The following is a 17,922-nucleotide window of genomic DNA, read 5'->3' on the forward strand; positions in this document are numbered from 1 at the left end:
TATTCAGTTTATTCCACGAAGTTTACGAACAAGGCTGGTGATGCGTCCGAAATGTTCCTGGTGTTTTCCAGTGCTTAGTTCCTGGTCAAATGCGTTGGCTATTTTTTCAACCAGTTGAATGTATTCGGGACTGGTTTCCGCATAGAGGTGTTTGCTAAAAGTCAGTTTTTGCTCATCTTCTTTGAAGTTGATGTCCAATTTTAGCTCACCCGACGCCAGAATCAGGCCCCTCCCGGTATATTCACCCGTTTTATCTTCCAAAATATTGGCTTCAGAGCCTCCAATCTGGTTCAAAACAAAGTTTAAAAAAACGGGTAACATATCAGGTTTAACGGGATAAAGGGTGTAGTAGTGGTCTCTTGAGTCGTAAGTGCCAACCCAGGGTGGAAGTTTTTCGAGTTGACGCTGCTGCAATTGTAGCTTGCCATTTTTGTCCTGTTTCCATTCAAAAAAGGTATTTAGCCACTTAGCGTCAATCTTTTCAACATTGATCATCCGGGTTTCAGAATCATTGTAGGGCAGCACGTAGCCAGCGTCATCCAGAAAATTATACACCACCAGGCCATGTTCTGTTTCTGGAAAGTTCTCATCCTGGGTATTCCAACTTTGAAATTCTGCATGAAAAACCACGCTGGTCTGGTCGGGAGAAAATGCCAGGGCTCCATGAGGTGAGGGAAAGGAATAATTATCTAAGCTAAGGTTCTGAGTATTGAATGGCTTGATTGCTCGCGTTTCTACATCCAGGACAGCGTGCTGACTGATCATCAAAAAGCGCCCACCCTCCAATCGATTAAGGGTTTCCATTTTGGCTGGATCACTATCCATAAAAACTTCGTTATAAGGCCCAGGTTGTCCATTTTCACTGTCCAAAAATTGTAAAGAGGCGAATTCTGAACTTTGTTCTACCAGTGGTTCTACCACCAGCGTTTTGTCCTGCACGTAAATGAGGTACAAGCTTTGGCTACCCGCAATGAGACTGGGGGTCGGTGCTCCAGGCAATGCAAACACTTTCCACAAAAAAGGCAGGCCAGTGTTGGTTTCCAGTTTTTTGGGAAACTGGATGGACTTCCCTTCATAAAAGATGGAGTAGCCTACATCCGTTTGTTTGACATGCCCATGCTTCAAATCAGCCGCAAAACTAGTACTTGCGGCTGCTTTAATGGTAAAGGGGCCATAGGTAAATACTTTTTCTTTTGCATTAGGTCGCTTGCTGAATCTTAGATAAAGCAAAATTGAGGCAGCAATCAACGCCAAAAAAATTACTACTTTCATCTTTTTGTAATGAATTTAATTTCCGTTTCATTGTGTTGGATTGCAAGATAATGTCCCCTCTTTTGTCCTGCTATTTTTTCTGTTATTTAAAAATTCTGGTGCGCGAAGTAACGAAGAAATAAAGTAGATCTGGAATCCCTATAAATAAAGCGTTTTATTGTGGTTTGTGCTAAATTTTGGGAAATGAATCTGGTAGGTAAAATATCAAAATCCGAATTTACCTGAGAGTGATATATTTTGTGAATTGTGGGATTTTTTTTCGGTTGGATAGAATTTATTTTAAAATGCATTTACTTAGGATTTCACCTCTATTTCACCTCATAAACCCCTCCCCTCTTCGTCTGGAAATCAACCACAAACCCCTCATTAACAATTATTTTACCCACTACGCCTGGTTCTTTAATCAACACTGTTCCTGGGGAGATGATCCCAAACAACCGATTCCCATTCTCCCCTTTCACCTGTACAATTTGTCCATTTTGCACCTCCACCTGGGTATTTGTCCGCAACCTGCAATTTCCTCCCAGCGTCGAGCGAATTGTTGCCTGTACCAGTACTCCATCCTTCCATTCCATGTCTACTACAAAACCGCCCCTGGCCCGCAAACCCTTCACACTCCCGGTATGCCAGGCCTTCGGCAAGGCTGGCAACAAGTGAATTTCACCGGCATGGCTCTGCAATAACATTTCTGCAATGCCCGCCGTAGCCCCAAAATTCCCGTCGATTTGAAAAGGAGGATGAGCATCAAAGAGATTTGGATAAGTGCCGCCACCCTGCATGGTGGTAACATTGGTACGCACGAGTTTAAAAAGGTTGGTGATCAGTTTCAGGGCATGATCGCCGTCGAAGAGCCGGGCCCAAATGTTGACTTTCCAGCCCATCGACCAGCCCGTGGCAAAATCGCCCCGACGCTCCATAACTCGTTGCACCGCTGACATCAATTCCGGTGAACTTTGTTGGGTAATTTGATTGCTGGGGTGAATGGCGTAGAGGTGCGAGATGTGGCGATGCTGTACATCTCCATCTTCAAAATCTTCGGACCATTCCTGCAATTGGCCGTATTTGCCGATTTGGTAGGGCAACAATTGGCTCAGTTGCTGGCGCACGGAATCCACCATCGGGTCTTTCAATTGCAACAATTGGGCAGCTTCAAGGTAGTGGGCAAAAGCCTCCCGTACAATCGCCATGTCCATGGTGGGGCCGGGGCTGAAGGTGGCTTGTTTGTTGTCTTCGTACACAAAATTCTGCTCTGGTGAATGACCGACTGGGGTAAGTAGGTATCCCTGCTCGTTTTTTAACAACCAGTCTTGGTAAAACTCCACCACCCCTTTGAGCAATGGAAAAACCTCATTTTTCAAAAATTGTTGATCACCGCTGAACAGGTAATGTTCCCACAAATGGCTCGTCAACCAGCCCCCGCCCATTGGCCAAAAGGAACAAGCACAGTTGTCCACGGGTTCGGCGTGCCGCCAGATGTCCATGTTGTGGTGGGCCACCCAGCCGGAATTGCCGTACATGTTGCGCGCCGTTTCGCGACCATTGATGGCCAGTTCTTTGATGGCGCGAAAAAAAGGCTCCTGGCATTCGGCGAGATTGGCGATCTCGGCTGGCCAGTAGTTCATTTGGGCGTTGATGTTGATGGTATAAGCGCCATTCCAGGGCGGGGTCATTTGGTCGTTCCAGATGCCTTGCAAATTGAGTGGTTGCCCCCCGGGGCGAGAACCAGCAATCATCAAGTAACGCCCGTATTGGAAATAGAGCGCCGCAAAAGCAGGGTCTTGCCCATTTGCAAACAATTCCACCCGGCTGTCAGTGGGCAATTGAGATTGTTCCGTTTCTGCTGCCAGGTTGAGTTCAACTCTTTTGAACAAGTTTTGGTAATCCAACAAATGCCTTTGGTACAAATTGGCAAAAGACCTTGTTTCAATGGCTTTAAAAAATGCGTCCAGCAACGCAGCGGGGTTTTTACCCTCGGTAGCCGGACTTTTGTCAAAACCATTGTAACTGGTCGCTGCACTCAAGATTATGGTTAATTCACTAACATTTTGCACTTTGATTTTTTCACCTTGCTGGCTGATGGCACCACCCATGTGAAGCACTTTCAAACGGGTTTCAAAGGCCATGCCGAGGCCATTGACTTGATCTTGGTACAAAAAATTGGCGGCCTGGGGCTTGCGCGCTCCACTTTTTTCATACAATTCGGGGTACTTGTGTTGATCACCCAATTTTTCCACCAAATCAAAATTGCGGCGCAAGGCAAATCCCGGAGCACGGCCCAACAGCCGCAACACATTTCCATTGCCTCGTTGTTGAGCAGTAGCCTGATGTGGCGTAGAAAGTTGAACGGTACAGTTAATTTTATCAGGTCCAGTCGCGCTTATTTTTAGCACCACCATATGGTCAGGATAACTGGCGAAATAGCTGCGACGGTAAGTAGTTGTGCCTATTTTGTATTCAGTGTGAGCAGTGGCTGTATTGAGGTCCAGGCTGCGTTTATAGCCCTTGATTTGGCTTGAATCGTGGGCAAAATTCAGCCACAAGTCGCTCATAGGCTGGTACATCTGGTGGTTGCGCCCCAGCCATTCTTTGGTGATGATGGCCTGGGCTTCCTGGTATTTTTTGGATTTGAGCAACTCCATCACCTGTGGATAAGCCCGGCGTACGTTGATGTTGGTAAAAGTGCCACGAGGGTCGCCAGAATAGAGGGTACCTTCGTTGAGTTGCAGATGCTCACGGATGGGATCACCGAAAACCATGGCGCCCATGTAGCCATTGCCTAGCGGAAGAGCCTCCGACCAAAGTTTAGCGGGTTGGTCATACCACAATTGTAGGGTATTGTTTTGCGCTGAAACACAGATTGGAATCAGCAAGACCCAAAGTTGGATACACAGGAAATTTTTCATTTTTTAACGAGGCTCAGTTGGAGTTGTTGTTCAAATTTGGCCAGCTGCTGTTGCAGGTTGTGGGTCAATTTCAGTTTCAGTTTTTCCTCTTCAATGAAGCTGAATTTGATGCTATTCAGGATGTATTGTTTGATTTCGGCGTATGAGATGTTTTTGTAGCGGTTGGCCAACAATACGAATTGCTCGGTAAGGTTGCTGCGTAGGATGCCTGCGTCGTCGGTCGAAATGACGATGGGCACTTTGGAAGAGCGATATAGGGTGATGGGATGCCGATCGTCTTTTACCTTCAGGATGTATTCGTTACTGGTCAGGTTGATTTCTACGGCTACTTGTTGAGTCTGCATCAGTTTAAGCAGGTCATACACCTTGTTTTCATAGGCCAAATCTACCCCGTGCCCAATGCGATGAGCACCAGCTTCTCGAACCGCAGCGTTGATGTGCCAATTCAATTCTTCGGGTTTCACCAAACCCAGGGTCAACTCTCCAGCGTGCATTGAAAATTTCACCGTGGGGAATTGTTTTTTACACCATTTAAAAAAATGCATGTGCAACCAGTAATTGCGCATGGAATTGGGGTTGTCTTCGGGTGCTACGATGTTAACGCCCACAATCAGGTTACTGCGCTCTGCCGAGAGAAAAGAAGCCACGAGGTTTCCAAATAGGGCAACCTGATCTTCCAAAACCCGAGTTACATAGCCCTGGAAACGCATGGTGAAGGTCGAATCATCGAGCAAAAGTTCCCGATGCGTCTTTTCAATGGCTTGGGTGTAATCCTGTACTTTGCTTTCAACACCTTTACGGATAAATTTGGCATATAAGGTATCGAGCACCACTGCAAGACCAGTACTGTTTTTTTGCCTCTGCAAGGAATCTAGTACAAAAGCGTAGTTTTTCAAATCGGACAAATCCAGACCATGTTTGGCCGAGCGGTACATCAACTCGATGTACTGTACATTCTCTGCTTTGGCGCGTTGTTTGAGTTCAAGGAGTCCGTCCTGCGCCAGGCCTTTACTAGCCAGGTCAAATTTATCGAAGGCATCAAAGAAGTGTTTGTCGCTGGCTTCGTCGCCTTCGAAATAGTCTTTGATGGACCAAAAGCGCAACAGCTGGTAGCGCAGGTCATCGAGGCCTCCAGCGGCTTTGACTTCGCTGAATCGTTTGATGTCTGCGCTGGGAGCGGGTGCTTTGTCGTACAGGGTCAGGGTTTTGAGGTTCACCCAAAAGTCTGCTTTTAGGGCGTAATCAAAGTAGCTCTCGGCGTAAATGGAGCCGGAAAAGTGGTTGTGCAGGTCGCCACCTTTGGGCATTTGTTGGAAAAATGCGGTGAGCAGCGCGCGGTTGTCGCGGATGGAATTGAGGTAATCGGAAATGTATTTTTCCGCACTCACCTGGCCCGGTACAGTGAAGGCTGAAGCAAAGAACATCAGTAAAAGGGACAATCTGACAAAGAATTTAAACATGACTTAGGTGTTTTTAGTGCCTATAAAAGTTTTAGTTTTTAACAAAAAGTTCGAACACATATTTTCTATATGCCTTTGTTGTAAGCGCAAACGAAATTTGTGCTTGAATTTGTGAAAATTTGTGTCATTTGTGGCTAAAAAACTCGCCATAGGCGGGCAAGTTAATTTCTTACAGCCAGTAATTTATTCCGCTTGCAGCGGATTTAAGTGGCCACAAATGACACAAATTTTCACAAATTGGGGCACAAACTGCGTTTGTGCTGGTCGGCTAGTCTAAGATTTGTTGCTTGCCGATTCCTATACAATGATTCATTTGTGTTGAAGCTCAGCAGCGCCGAAATTTATGATGATCCCCAATTTTCCTCTTGCTAGTTTGATGTAGTTGATGGTTTGGGCTATGTGTTCTTTGGTAATCTCATTCAAAGCCTTTACCTCCACAACAATATTATCGTATACCACAAAATCAGCATAAAATTGATGTGGCAGCAATTTGCCCTTATAATAAACTGAGTACTCTTTTTCACGCGAATACGGGATTTTGTTTAGTTGCAGTTCATACTCTAAGGCATCTTTATACACCACTTCCAATAACCCACTGCCCAGTATCCTATGGATTTCCATACACAGCCCAACTAGCTTATAATTCTCAGTTTTGTACAAATACTCCTCCATCCTTAGGATATCCCGAGGCGCAAACGCAGTTTGTGCCCCAATTTGTGAAAATTTGTGTCATTTGTGGCTAAAAAACCCGCCATAGGCGGAAAAAGAAATTAGTCCAGCTGCACCATCTCCCCTGTGCGTACGGATTCATCGCAGGCAAAAGCGACCTTCAAACTATTCACTGCATCCGCCAAATGATCCGTCAAATCCAGATTTTCCTGAATAGCTTTCAAAAAATAGCGTTGCTCCCGATTGCACAACTCCTGGTGATCAGGCTCATCCTGAAGATCGATCCATTCATCCGGCCGGGTGAATTCATTGGTGGCATCAATGTCAGCATGGTGCCAACGCAAGGATTCCGTTTTGGTGTGGGAGTCCACATTGTCCGATTTACCCGCAGCACCCGCATCTTTAGCCACAATAGACACACAACCTTTGGGGCCAATCACATCCTTTACAAAAAAGGCCGTTTCACTCATCATTGGCCCCCAACCCGCCTCGTACCAACCCACTGAGCCGTCTTCAAAATGGATTTGGAGCTGGCCATAGTTGTAGTTGGTTGTTGGAATGTCGTTGGTCATCCGGGCGCCGATGGCACTTACCCGGATGGGTTTGGAGCGTGTCATTTGGCACATCACATCAATGTAATGCACACCACAGTCCACGATGGGGCTCAGGCTTTTCATCAAATTGCGGTGTACGTCCCACATGTAGCCATGGCTTTGTTGGTTGAGGTTCATCCGCATCACCAGTGGTTTGCCCAATTCCTGAGCAATTTCAACAAACTTGGCCCAGGAAGGGTGATGTCGCAAAATATAACCCACCACCACTTTTTTATCGGCTTTTTGCGCAGCAGCTACTACCCTTTCGGCCCCTTCCACGGTATCTGCAATGGGTTTTTCGATGAACACATGACAACCTGCTTCCAAAGCCTGAATACAAAACTGTTCGTGGGTATCAGGATAAGTCGAAATACAAACAGCGTCGGGTTTGGTTTCGGCTAATGCCTGGGTATAATCTGAATACAGTGGGTATCCACCGCCCAGTTTTTCATTCAGCACTTCTTTGCTCTTGCCCGTAGATACGATGCCACAAATTTCAAAACCGTCCAATAATTGATAGGCAAATGCATGAGAGGTGCCCATGTTGCCGCAACCGACTACGAGTACTTTGTTGGAGCTATTTTTCATTGATCCGATGTGTTATTTGGGGGTAAAAATATCCTTCCGGTACCAGAAAAAGGAAGAAAAAATTTTTATTCGTCAAAAAAAACGATGTCCCATTTGGTAATCCAGGCTTTATCATAAGTTGGGTATCGGTCAATTTCATCGCCGCCGCCATGCCAGCGTGGGTCTTCATTTTGCGACATCCAAATGTCCAACTTCAATTGCAAGTTCTTTTTGAGTCGTCCGTATTTGGGATATTGGGCCAAGTTGTTGACGTTGAAGGGATCGGCCCGAACGTCGTACAATTCCTCTCTGGGGCGCTTGTCAAAGCCGATTTGGAAAAAAGTACGCACATTGTCCTCCATCGCATGGTCCATCATGTAGGCTTTGGTCGGTCCGCCGTCTACATCGCCATATTCGGAGGGCGTTCCAGGGATGGTGGGATCCCCTGCAGGCATCCGCTGAGGCCGAAGGTTGAGGATGTAAAGGTATTCCTTGGTCCGAATGGCCCGCATAGGGTACCCCGGATACCCCAGCTCGTTTTTCCGGCACATACAATGCCGCTCCCTTTCCAAAAACACCTCGTCCCGATGCTCCTGCTTTTTTCCCGCTAAAATGGGAACTAAGCTACTGCCATCAAGGTCTTTGGGCAAAGGCACCCCAGCCACTTCCAAAAACGTAGGCATCAGGTCAATGAGGTTGACGAAGGTTTCCGAGCGGCGATTGCGTTTGAATCTTTTGGGAAAACTGATCACCAGTGGCACCCGGGTACCGTAATCGTACAAATTGGCTTTGGCCCGAGGAAAAGGCATGCCATTGTCTCCCGTAACCACAATCATGGTATTCTCCAGCAGGCCTTTGTCTTCCAATTCTTTCAAAAGTGCGCCAATTTCGCGATCTACCCGTTTTATTTCGGCGTAATAATCGGCCAGATCCCCCCGTACATCGGGCAAATCGGGCAAAAATTTGGGTACACTTAGTTTTGTAGAGTCGATGCCCACTTTTCGTCCATGACCCCGGGTGTATGGGCGGTGTGGGTCGTTGGTGCCCCACCAAAAACAAAAGGGCTTTTTGTTGTCGAGGCTGTCCAGAAAAGCGCCAAATTCTTGCTGGTGCCCGGCCGGGTTTTCACTATAGCCCATTTTTTCAAACTTGCCGGGTGCCCAGCCCTTACGGTCAAAAGCAACTGCGTAGCCGTGTTGTCGCAACAATTTGACATAGGTCGTTTCCGAAGTATCCAGTTTGCCCACCAGGTTTACCCCTTCACCTAATTTATGGGGGTATTTCCCCGTCAAAATGGCTGAGCGGGAAGGGGTACAGGATGGCGTGGCACAAAAGGCATGGGTAAAGACCATTCCCATCGTGGCCAATCGTTCCAGATTGGGGGTATGGATGGGGGAATCTGCATAGATGCTGGCAAAGGGATAGCTCCAGTCGTCGGCGAGGATGAAAAGGATGTTGGGTTTTGCTGTTGGATCGACAGTAGGTTTGCAGGCAGTAATCAAACCCAGAACCAACAATAAAAACAGGGATGAAGCTGGCTTGTTGTTACAGTTCATGGAAACACAGTTTTGATTTGGTTATTTTGGGAAAAAACAAAAACTCAGATTAAAATTATTCATTCAGTAAAAAATAAACGATACGACAAGCGTTTCCATTGCTGTTGGCGTTTTTATCCCCACTAATTTTCAAATTCAAAGTATGTTTCCCCTGTTTCAAATCTGCCCCCAATACGAGATACCAAGGCAAATGGAGTTGCCCACTCCAACGGGTGTACAAGTCCAGTTTGGCGTAAGGTTTCCCATCGATGGAGTACTCCAATACCCCTGCGTCTCCACCCGAAACGATTGCAATGCCTATGGAAGTTCCATTAAATGACAGGTTGAACTGGCTCCCTGGCGTTGTAGCAATCAGCATAGGTCGTTTGACAAAACCATCCCGTGTAGGCAAGCCATCTGTGGGTGTCCAATTGGGGTCTATTTTCCAGTTGTTGTCCAACTGTGCATTTTCAAGTCCCAGGTATTTCCCCTTTTCAAAACTACCTTTGTTTAAAGCAGGTGGAAAGGTAGAAACCGCCGTTTGGGGCTGTTGAAAACAAGTGGTGAACAAACTTTTGATCGCCGAATAGTACAATTCCTGCCCAAAGGGCGAAGGATGCAAATCCTTAAAATCGTCCGCCCAACTGAATTCTTTCGCAGCAATTTTTTCCTGCACCAACTTCGATAGGTTGATGGATGGTAAATGGTAATGCCCGGCCAACAACTCCTGATTTTTAACTTCCAGCGGGATTTTCCCTTGCTCGTATTGCTGAATATTGCTGGGTTCAGCAAAAGCCATCATCACAATGTCCACTTTCGGGTTGCTGCGTTTGGCATGGCGGATGATGCCTTCCAGCGCCCGAATTTGGGTCAGGCTATCGGTACCGTTGGTACGGTCGTTTACGGCTGCTTCTACAAATAGGAGATCAACCTTGCCCATGTCCAGGATATCATGCTGCACCCGAAATGCGTGCGGTACACTACCCAGCGAAGGAATCCCCGCTGCGATAAAGGTGAACTGTACATCGGGAAAACGTTCCTGTAAATAGGCAGAAGTTTTGTCCCGCCAACCCTTATTGAAAGTAATGGAACCGCCTAAAAAAGCTACCGTCGCCTTTTTATCCCGCGCAATTACCTGTTGAAAATTAGCCAGCCCATTGCGCGTTTGAAAATAATCCCGATTGGGCAGCGGCTTTTTGACTGGGTAGGTGTTATCCATGATAAAATCGGCCCACTCTGCCGCGCGTTGGATGGGATAATGGTGACCTTCCAGGGTTTGGGGACCAGCCGTCACCGGATAGATGGTGGCGGGGCCTCCCAAGGCGGTGTATTTTTGCACCAATGGATAAGTGTTTTCATCCGAAGGCACAATTTTATCCGAGTTGGAGATGACGTGTAAAATGGGTACTTTGAACGACGCCAGCCCTTCCAGATTGTCAATGGGGTTGTCCTTAAAGGCAAGAGCTTCGGCTTCAGTCAGTTTCAGGACTTGCAACAACTGCGCCCAACTTTTGGGGTCTCCTGCCCCCTTTCCCTTGCCACCAGGCCAGCTTTTGAAGTCACAAACGGGCCCCTCTGCGTAGATGCAACTCACCTTGTCCGGGTTGCGTTTGGCCCAGGCGTAGGCGTAAAGGCCACCGCGGCTGACCGCTTCCAGCGCAACTTTGGGAGCAAAATCCAGTTTTTCCACCAAATGATTGTACACCTGATCCCAGGTCTGCATCGCAGCAGGGCTGCCGTACTGATCATCGACATGTACAAAAACGACATGAAAGCCGCGAGCCAGCAACAAACTGTCCATTTCGGTGTGCCAGTCTGGAAAAGATGCGCGCCAGACCCAGGGATTCCCTGGCAGTGCCTGTTTTGGTTTGACGAAATAGGCCCGTTGTTGATCCAATTGAAAATGCACCCGCTCGAAGCCCTTCCAAAGGTCAGTTTGGGTGACTTGATGTAAATCAAAAAGGCTTTCAGGCTTGACTTGGGCGTAAACGATTTTGGCGTAGCCGTCCTTTTCGTACAAAACTCCGATTTTTTGATCTTGTTGAATGACCAGATCGGAATAAGCCGAGGCACCTGCGTAAATGGTTTTAGCCTTGTACCAGCTTTGCCCTTCGTCGGTGCTCACCTTGAGCACTAGGTTTTCTCGCTTGTTTTGGTGTTCCAGGTTGCTAAAAAGCAGCCACTTTTGGCCCGATTTGGTGGTGTAGTTGAGCATACTACCTTCACAAACGGGATCAGGCAATTGCCGTTCGACGTAGATGGTATCCCATTTTGTCCCAGCATTTTTACTACTGGCCATAATCCGGTGCTTGGTATCCCCGGATTGGTTGCGGCAGTTCAACAAAATTCCACCATTCGACAATTCGGCGGCGGTACTTTCATTGCTACCTGCATAGGCTACATCAGGTGTAAGTTTCCAGGTTTTGCCGTGATCGTCGCTAAAAAACCCATGCGCCCAGTAGTCTCTACCCTGGTCCTGAGCAGGGCCAGCAGAATGGTTTGCTGCTACAAAAATGCGGCCACGATAAGGGCCCGCACTCACTTGTAGGGCATGCCCCGGAGTATTGGCGTAATGCCGCCAGTCTTCTTTAAAATTGTAGGCGGGGCTGATCTGCGGCTGCCTGGGTTTGGACACAAAGCGGGTGATGTTGACAGGTGCCGACCAGGTTTGGCCGGCATCGGTGCTGGTTTTGTACCACACATCGCGCATGGCTTTGCCATTGCGCACCTCGGCTTCGGAACCCGTCCCCGTATTGTAGAACAAAAAAAGGCGGCCCTGAGGGAAACGTTTGTCACTCAGGTCAAAAACAGGTGCTGGGTTGCCAGCTTGCAGGTCGCCATTTTCGGCTACAGTTTGAAAACCAGTCCAGGTTTGGCCATTGTCAGTACTGCGTTTGAGTACGATGCGAACATCACCGTGATCGCTGCAAGAGTTGCGGCGGGCTTCGGCGAAGGCGAGCAAATTGCCATTGGGGGCTTTGACGATGGCGGGAATGCGGTAGCACTTGTAGCCTTCGTCTCCGTTTTGAAAGACAACCGTTTCGATGTTGGATTGGCCCCAGAGGCCTTGCGCCAACAGGCAGGCGCAGCATAAAATCAGAAGTCTCATTTCTTGGGAGGATTAAGCACAGTCAGCAATGTTTTACCCAAACGTTGGTACCCTTCGGCATTGGGATGCAGGCCGTCCGAAAAGAGTTTTTCATCAATTTTGCCGGTAGGCTGCAAAAGTACGGTGCCGATGTTGGCATAATTCACCCCTTGGTTTCTGCACATCAGCTGAATCTTGGTGTTCAATTGCTGAATTCGGGTTTCTCGCTCCCGGCGGGGGTAAAGGCCAAGCACATAAATTTTTGCCTTTGGCTGACGAGTTTTGATGGCTTCCAGCAAAAAAGCCAGGCCCGCTACAATTTCTTCATCCGTGTTGATCAACAGGTTGTTGGTGCCAATGTTGAGCACAATTTTTTCGGGTTGGATGCCCGCTAGTTCATCATGATACACCCTCCAAAGCACATTCTCGATGCGGTCCCATCCAAAACCCAGATTGCGGACTTGCAGTGGTTCGAGGTATTGCGCCCAGGAGTCCGCACCTTTAATGCGATTGTTCAGGGGGCTACCACCCCAGTTGTGGGTGATGGAATTGCCGATGAAAAGGATTTTACCTGGCTCGGTTGCGTGTAAGGTTTTGATGGTATTGTGGCGTTCTTCCCAATTGTAGCTACCAGGTTCCCGACTTTGGCGAACCGGAATTTGGGTGACCAGGCTTCCAATAGGTTCTTGCAGAATCAAACGCAATTTTTTTTCATATGCTTGCGCTTGCAACATCATGCCATAATCATTGGGATGGGTACCATCTACTGTAGCATCCAGATCAAAATTGATTTCCTTAAAAGTCAGGGTGTGCAAGCCCTTAAAATCCTGAAACCTCAGCTGGTCCACCGCAGTTTGTAAACTCTGATTGGCTTCTTGGTAAAAAATTTGGCGGGTAGGCACCATGAAGCCTTCAGAATAGCCGGCGTGTTCAGTGAACAAGATAGGAGTTGTGGGATGTTTCGCCCGAATTTTGTTGACTGCTTCGACGATGCGTTTTTGCAATTCGGGCTGGGTAAATCTTTCGGTGGTCATATTGGGCAAACAATCCAGCACAATTACTTTGGCGTCGATTTCATTGATCAAATCGATCAGTTCCGGTTCCAGGCGGCCATTGCCCGAAAAGCCCAGGTTGATCACCGGACGATCCAATTTGCGCGACAAAATATTGGTCCAGGCCATTCCAGGGCGTGAGGCACAGGCACCCTGGGCGATTGAGGTACCGTAAACCACGATGGGTTTCTCCTGCATCAATGGTAAGGGGGTAAACTTGCTGCCCTCAGTCACACCAATTTCCAACCCGGAAATGGCTTTGTACAGAGGCAAATACAGGCGGAACTCACGCCCCAATTGGTGGTACTTATCTGAGGGACTTAGCTTGTCAAAATTGTATTCTACGGTATCTTTAAAGCTGTATTTACCCGTGCAAAAATGCCAGGTGCCGTCGCTGTCGATGGCGTATAAATCCACTCCACTCACCCCAGTTGCGGGCATGTGTGGCATGGCAGGGTTGCCCACAATTTGATACCGAACTTTGATTTGAGGAGCATTGCTAAAAAAGCGCAGGAAAAGCCCAGCAGGCTGCTGAGATAAGCCCCAAACGGCTGGGCGAACCAGGCTTTTGGCTCGACCAGGTAGGCGTTGAAGGGTATCTTTCAGTTCTGATGACCAGGCTCGGCCATCGATAACCGGGAATGGGGAGTCAGCGGGTTTCCACCATTGGAGATTTTGAGCGGGTAAATGGGGTAAAAAAAAGCCAAAAAGAAGGAGTGTTAGGCATGTGATAAGCGAATAAAGCTGGTTTTTCATTGGCATGATCGTTTGTAGGCTGTAGGCAATTCCTTGCAACGATAGTGAAAAAGCAATAAATTCACAAGGTTATTCACCTAATAACCAAAAGAACTCTGCCATGAAAAACCTATCCCGATGAGCTGGGAAATATGCCGTAGCCGGGTAAATGATCATTAAAAATTAGGATACAAAAAAATTGAATCCTAATCTTTACCTACTGTTGAAACGCATACTGCACCAAATTCGCTCCCATTTTCAGGGCATTGGCGCGTGCTTCCGGCGTATCATTGTGGACATCCTGATCTTCCCAACCGTCACCCAAATCGCATTCAAAAGAATAAAAACAGATCAGCCTCCCCTGCCAGGTCAGGCCATAACCTTGGGCGGGTTTGTCGTCGTGTTTGTGGATTTTGGGTAGTCCACCAGAGAAGGCATATTTCTGACGGTAAATTTCATGATTAAAAGGTAGCTCGGTGAACTCCAATTCCGGGAACACTTTTTTCATGGCCACCCGTACAAAAGGGTCCATCCCATAGTTGTCGTCGATGTGCAAAAAACCACCAGCAAGGAGGTATTGCCGCAGGTTTTGCGCCTCCATGTCGGAAAAAACCACGTTGCCGTGCCCGGTCATGTGGAGGAAGGGGAAATTGAACAATTCAGGGCTACCTACTTCTACCGTAGCGTATTCGATGTCCAGGGCGGTGCCCAGGTTCTGGTTGCAAAAACGCGCCAGATTGGGCAAGGCAGTAGGGTTGGCGTACCAGTCGCCACCACCATTGTACTTCAACAAAGCCAGTTTCATACCTGCCGGGCCGGGGCTAGTTTGGCCTGGCGTAAATAGACTCAACAACAAGATCAATAGGAACATAATGGATTATTTAGGGCTAAAAGTTAAAATCTTCCAGCGCTTCGGCTTCGCTCAGCGACCAGAAGATTTTAACTTTTTAGCCATTCATCAATTCAATCGTATGTACTGCCACAACGCCCGCCGTTTCGGTACGCAGTCGACTTTGGCCCAAACTTACGGGTACAAAATAGTTTTTCTGTGCCAATTCAATTTCATCGGGCGCAAAATCACCTTCCGGACCGATGACCACGATCACATTTTGCGCTGGAATATACGTTTGTTGCAACAATTTTCCAGGCGGATCGCTGATCCAGGCAATGCATTTTTGCCCGGCAAAGTCGCCTTGTTCCAGTATAAACGTTTTGAGGGGGGTCAATGGGTTTAATTTTGGTAAATAAACTTTGAGCGACTGTTTCATCGCCGAAAGCAGGATTTTTTCCAAACGATCTAGGCGAATCTGGGTACGCTCTGAATTTCGGCAAAGGATGGGCGTGATTTCATCCACTCCAATTTCTGTAGCTTTTTCCAAAAACCATTCTAGTCGATCTATATTTTTGGTAGGTGCAATCGCCAGGTGAAGGTGATAAGGTTTTCGTTGAGCACTGATGGTACGTTCAATCACTTTGGTCAAAACCCGTTTTTTGCCCAAGTCTATCAATTCGGCCACATACCAGTTGCCTTTGCCATCCACCACCTGAATTTGGTCCCCGGGTTTATAGCGCAACACTTGCAGATGGCGAATCTCTTCTTCATCAAACTCCAACAAGTCTCCAACAATATTCGAAGCAAAAAAAATGTTCATAAGGCGAAATAAAACTTAAACTTGATAGACTAATGTATTCCAAGGGGTGCTATTCGAAAAATTTGGGCATTTCGTCCAAATATAAGACTTGCATTACAGCCTGAAGGCTGCACAAGTCTATTTTTTCTTACATTTGCCCACATGGGGCAAACCTAAACTTCCCCCACAATGTTAAACAACTGCGAAAATAAAATCAAAAAGCAATTATGGGGTATTTGATTATGGCGGGGCAATTATTTTTGAGCCTGTCCATTTTGATAGTGTTGCACGAAATGGGGCACTTTTTTCCAGCGCGCTGGTTCAAAACCCGCGTCGAAAAATTCTACCTCTTCTTTGACCCTTGGTTTTCCCTCTTCAAAATAAAAAAAGGTGAGACTGAATATGGCATTGGCTGGTTGCCCTTGGGTGGCTATGTCAAAATTTCGGGCATGATCGACGAGAGTATGGATCGTGAACAGATGGCCGGCCCTCCTCAACCTTGGGAATTCCGATCCAAACCAGCCTGGCAACGCCTGATCATTATGTTGGGTGGTGTTACCGTCAATTTTATTTTGGGCTTTTTCCTTTACGGAATGGTGCTCTGGACTTGGGGTGAATCTTTTTTACCTAGCCAAAATGCAAAGTATGGTATTGCCGTGAGTAAGTTGGGCGCAGAGCTGGGCTTAAAGGACGGGGATAATGTTCTGGCAATTAATGGTAAAAAGCTTAAAGAATTTGGGGATAATCTGGTACGCCGAGAGATTGTAATCAACAATGCAAAAAATTTGGAAATCGAGCGGAATGGCGAAAAAATATCCCTTCCAATCGACCCTAAGTTCGTGAAGATTCTTTCAAGTTATGACAGCAAAGATGAAGGATTGTATGGATTGAGAGCTCCTTTTGTTATCGGCGTCATTGGTAAAAAGTCCCCTGCGGAAAAAGCCAAACTGCAATTAAAGGATCAGATTATTGCGGTAAATGGTAAGTCTACACCCTATTACCATCAAGTCACCAAAATAGTGGTCCAACTGAAAGAGAAGCCCATAAAGCTCACCATCCTTCGGAATAAAAAAGATACACTGATCTTCCCCCTTACTACCACCAAAGAAGGAAAAATCGGTGTGGGCAATTCTTACGAGGATTTTGACTTTGACACCAAAAAATACACTCTTGGACAAGCTTTGCCGGCTGGAGTCAAAGCTGGGGTCAGATTTTTGGGAGATCAGATGAAAGCTTATGGACAAATGTTTAGAGGCAACATTGACTTTAAAGAAAGTGTCGGAGGATTTGGTTCAATTGCGACCATGTTCGGAGATATTTGGAGTTGGGAACGCTTCTGGCGAATGACAGCAGTATTATCTCTGGTTCTCGCTTTTATGAACCTCTTGCCTATTCCTGCCCTTGATGGCGGCCACGTAATGTTCTTGCTTTACGAAATCGTTTCTGGCCGCAAACCCAGCGACAAATTCATGGAGTATGCTACTATTCTTGGCTTTATCATTGTAATTGGCTTAGTGTTGTTTGCCAATGGTTTAGATATCTTCAGATTGTTTAAATAAAGTTAAGGAAGGTTGAGGGTCCGCAGCAGCTTAGACAAGGACATGTCCAAGTGGCTGCGGAGCCTCAACCTCCCACAACCTTCCTCAACCCTTTCAACTTCCCTCATGCGTTTCTTTCAATTCTTCGATCTCCCCGTCCGTTTTGTGCTCGACGAGGCTGACCTGCGCAAACGCTACTTGAGCAATAGCAAAAAGTACCATCCCGATTTTTACACCCTGGAATCAGATGCCAAGCAAGCAGAAATCCTTCAATTGTCGAGCCTCAATAATGAAGCTTATCGCACTTTAAGCGATTTTGACCAGAGGATGAAGTACATTTTGGAAGAAAAAGGGCTTTTGGTAGAAGGTCAGAACGAAATTCCGAAAAATTTTTTACTCGAAATGATGGACATCAACGAGCAGTTGATGGAATTGGAATTCGATTTTGACCAAGCGGTTTTTGAGACTGTAAAACAGGGAGTTGAAAGTGCAGAAAAGGAACTTTTGGACGAGGTTGAAGGCCTCATCCAAGGCTATTCAGAAGAAAAATCAAGCGCTGAGGAACTAAACCAGATCAAAAATTTTTACTTAAAAAAACGTTACCTATTGCGCATAAAAGAAAACCTTTCTACATTTGCGCACCGCAGTTGAAAAAAGGCGGACAAAGCAAAAGAAACAGTTCTTTTGCTCATCTTTGATAGGAGGCCGGAGTGGCGGAATTGGTAGACGCGCTGGATTCAAAATCCAGTATTGGCAACAGTGTGCGGGTTCGAGTCCCGCCTCCGGTACCATGCCGAAGTGGCGAAATTGGTAGACGCGCACGTTTCAGGTGCGTGTGCCTTCGGGCGTGGGGGTTCGAGTCCCTTCTTCGGCACAAAG

The 17,922-nt window shown here is 47.0% G+C and carries 12 protein-coding genes and 2 tRNA genes; 4 read left to right on the forward strand and 10 right to left on the reverse strand.

Annotated elements, in window-relative coordinates; all coding sequences use genetic code 11:
• Positions 1 to 3: 3 nt before the first annotated feature.
• The 10 genes from SFV55_RS10095 to SFV55_RS10140 all read right to left on the reverse strand — a co-directional run bounded on the left by SFV55_RS10095 (position 4) and on the right by SFV55_RS10140 (position 15,526).
• Positions 4 to 1,272, reverse strand: coding sequence for a hypothetical protein (locus tag SFV55_RS10095; RefSeq protein ID WP_320029373.1), 1,269 nt, complete (start codon positions 1,270 to 1,272; stop codon positions 4 to 6).
• A gap of 308 nt (positions 1,273 to 1,580) precedes the next feature.
• Positions 1,581 to 4,175: a glycoside hydrolase family 95 protein gene (locus SFV55_RS10100; protein ID WP_320029374.1), complete on the reverse strand. Its 2,595-nt coding sequence runs from the start codon at positions 4,173 to 4,175 to the stop codon at positions 1,581 to 1,583.
• A complete protein-coding gene (locus SFV55_RS10105) occupies positions 4,172 to 5,635 on the reverse strand; it encodes an adenosine deaminase (protein WP_320029375.1) in 1,464 nt (487 codons plus the stop codon). Before SFV55_RS10105 ends, SFV55_RS10100 begins: the two co-directional genes overlap by 4 nt.
• A gap of 309 nt (positions 5,636 to 5,944) precedes the next feature.
• Positions 5,945 to 6,307 (reverse strand): GxxExxY protein, encoded by a 363-nt coding sequence (locus tag SFV55_RS10110; RefSeq protein ID WP_320029376.1) that lies wholly within the window; start codon positions 6,305 to 6,307, stop codon positions 5,945 to 5,947.
• Positions 6,308 to 6,405: 98 nt separating this feature from the next.
• On the reverse strand, positions 6,406 to 7,485 hold the full coding sequence (locus SFV55_RS10115; RefSeq protein WP_320029377.1) for a Gfo/Idh/MocA family oxidoreductase: 1,080 nt from the start codon (positions 7,483 to 7,485) through the stop codon (positions 6,406 to 6,408).
• 65 nt (positions 7,486 to 7,550) lie between these two features.
• Positions 7,551 to 9,020 (reverse strand): sulfatase, encoded by a 1,470-nt coding sequence (locus tag SFV55_RS10120; protein ID WP_320029378.1) that lies wholly within the window; start codon positions 9,018 to 9,020, stop codon positions 7,551 to 7,553.
• A gap of 55 nt (positions 9,021 to 9,075) precedes the next feature.
• On the reverse strand, positions 9,076 to 12,108 hold the full coding sequence (locus SFV55_RS10125; protein WP_320029379.1) for an exo-alpha-sialidase: 3,033 nt from the start codon (positions 12,106 to 12,108) through the stop codon (positions 9,076 to 9,078).
• Positions 12,105 to 13,901 carry an SGNH/GDSL hydrolase family protein gene (locus SFV55_RS10130; protein WP_413776699.1) on the reverse strand — a complete coding sequence of 599 codons (1,797 nt, stop codon included), beginning with the start codon at positions 13,899 to 13,901 and terminating at the stop codon, positions 12,105 to 12,107. Before SFV55_RS10130 ends, SFV55_RS10125 begins: the two co-directional genes overlap by 4 nt.
• A gap of 190 nt (positions 13,902 to 14,091) precedes the next feature.
• Entirely contained in the window at positions 14,092 to 14,745 is a 654-nt protein-coding gene (locus SFV55_RS10135) for a DUF4159 domain-containing protein (protein WP_320029381.1), read from the reverse strand.
• Positions 14,746 to 14,821: 76 nt separating this feature from the next.
• Positions 14,822 to 15,526 (reverse strand): 16S rRNA (uracil(1498)-N(3))-methyltransferase, encoded by a 705-nt coding sequence (locus SFV55_RS10140; RefSeq protein ID WP_320029382.1) that lies wholly within the window; start codon positions 15,524 to 15,526, stop codon positions 14,822 to 14,824.
• Between the two features lie 206 nt (positions 15,527 to 15,732).
• Between SFV55_RS10140 and rseP the strand changes: the two genes are divergently transcribed.
• The 4 genes from rseP (at position 15,733) to SFV55_RS10160 (ending at position 17,917) form a co-directional block, all read left to right on the forward strand.
• Positions 15,733 to 17,064 (forward strand): RIP metalloprotease RseP, encoded by a 1,332-nt coding sequence (gene rseP, locus SFV55_RS10145; protein ID WP_413776700.1) that lies wholly within the window; start codon positions 15,733 to 15,735, stop codon positions 17,062 to 17,064.
• Positions 17,065 to 17,169: 105 nt separating this feature from the next.
• Positions 17,170 to 17,694: an iron-sulfur cluster co-chaperone HscB C-terminal domain-containing protein gene (locus SFV55_RS10150; protein WP_320029383.1), complete on the forward strand. Its 525-nt coding sequence runs from the start codon at positions 17,170 to 17,172 to the stop codon at positions 17,692 to 17,694.
• A gap of 53 nt (positions 17,695 to 17,747) precedes the next feature.
• Positions 17,748 to 17,834 (forward strand) — tRNA-Leu (locus SFV55_RS10155).
• A gap of 1 nt (position 17,835) precedes the next feature.
• Positions 17,836 to 17,917, forward strand: a tRNA-Leu gene (locus SFV55_RS10160).
• Positions 17,918 to 17,922: the final 5 nt, after the last annotated feature.

The sequence above is a fragment of the Haliscomenobacter sp. genome, assembly GCF_033763495.1.
In the GTDB taxonomy this organism is placed as follows: domain Bacteria; phylum Bacteroidota; class Bacteroidia; order Chitinophagales; family Saprospiraceae; genus Haliscomenobacter.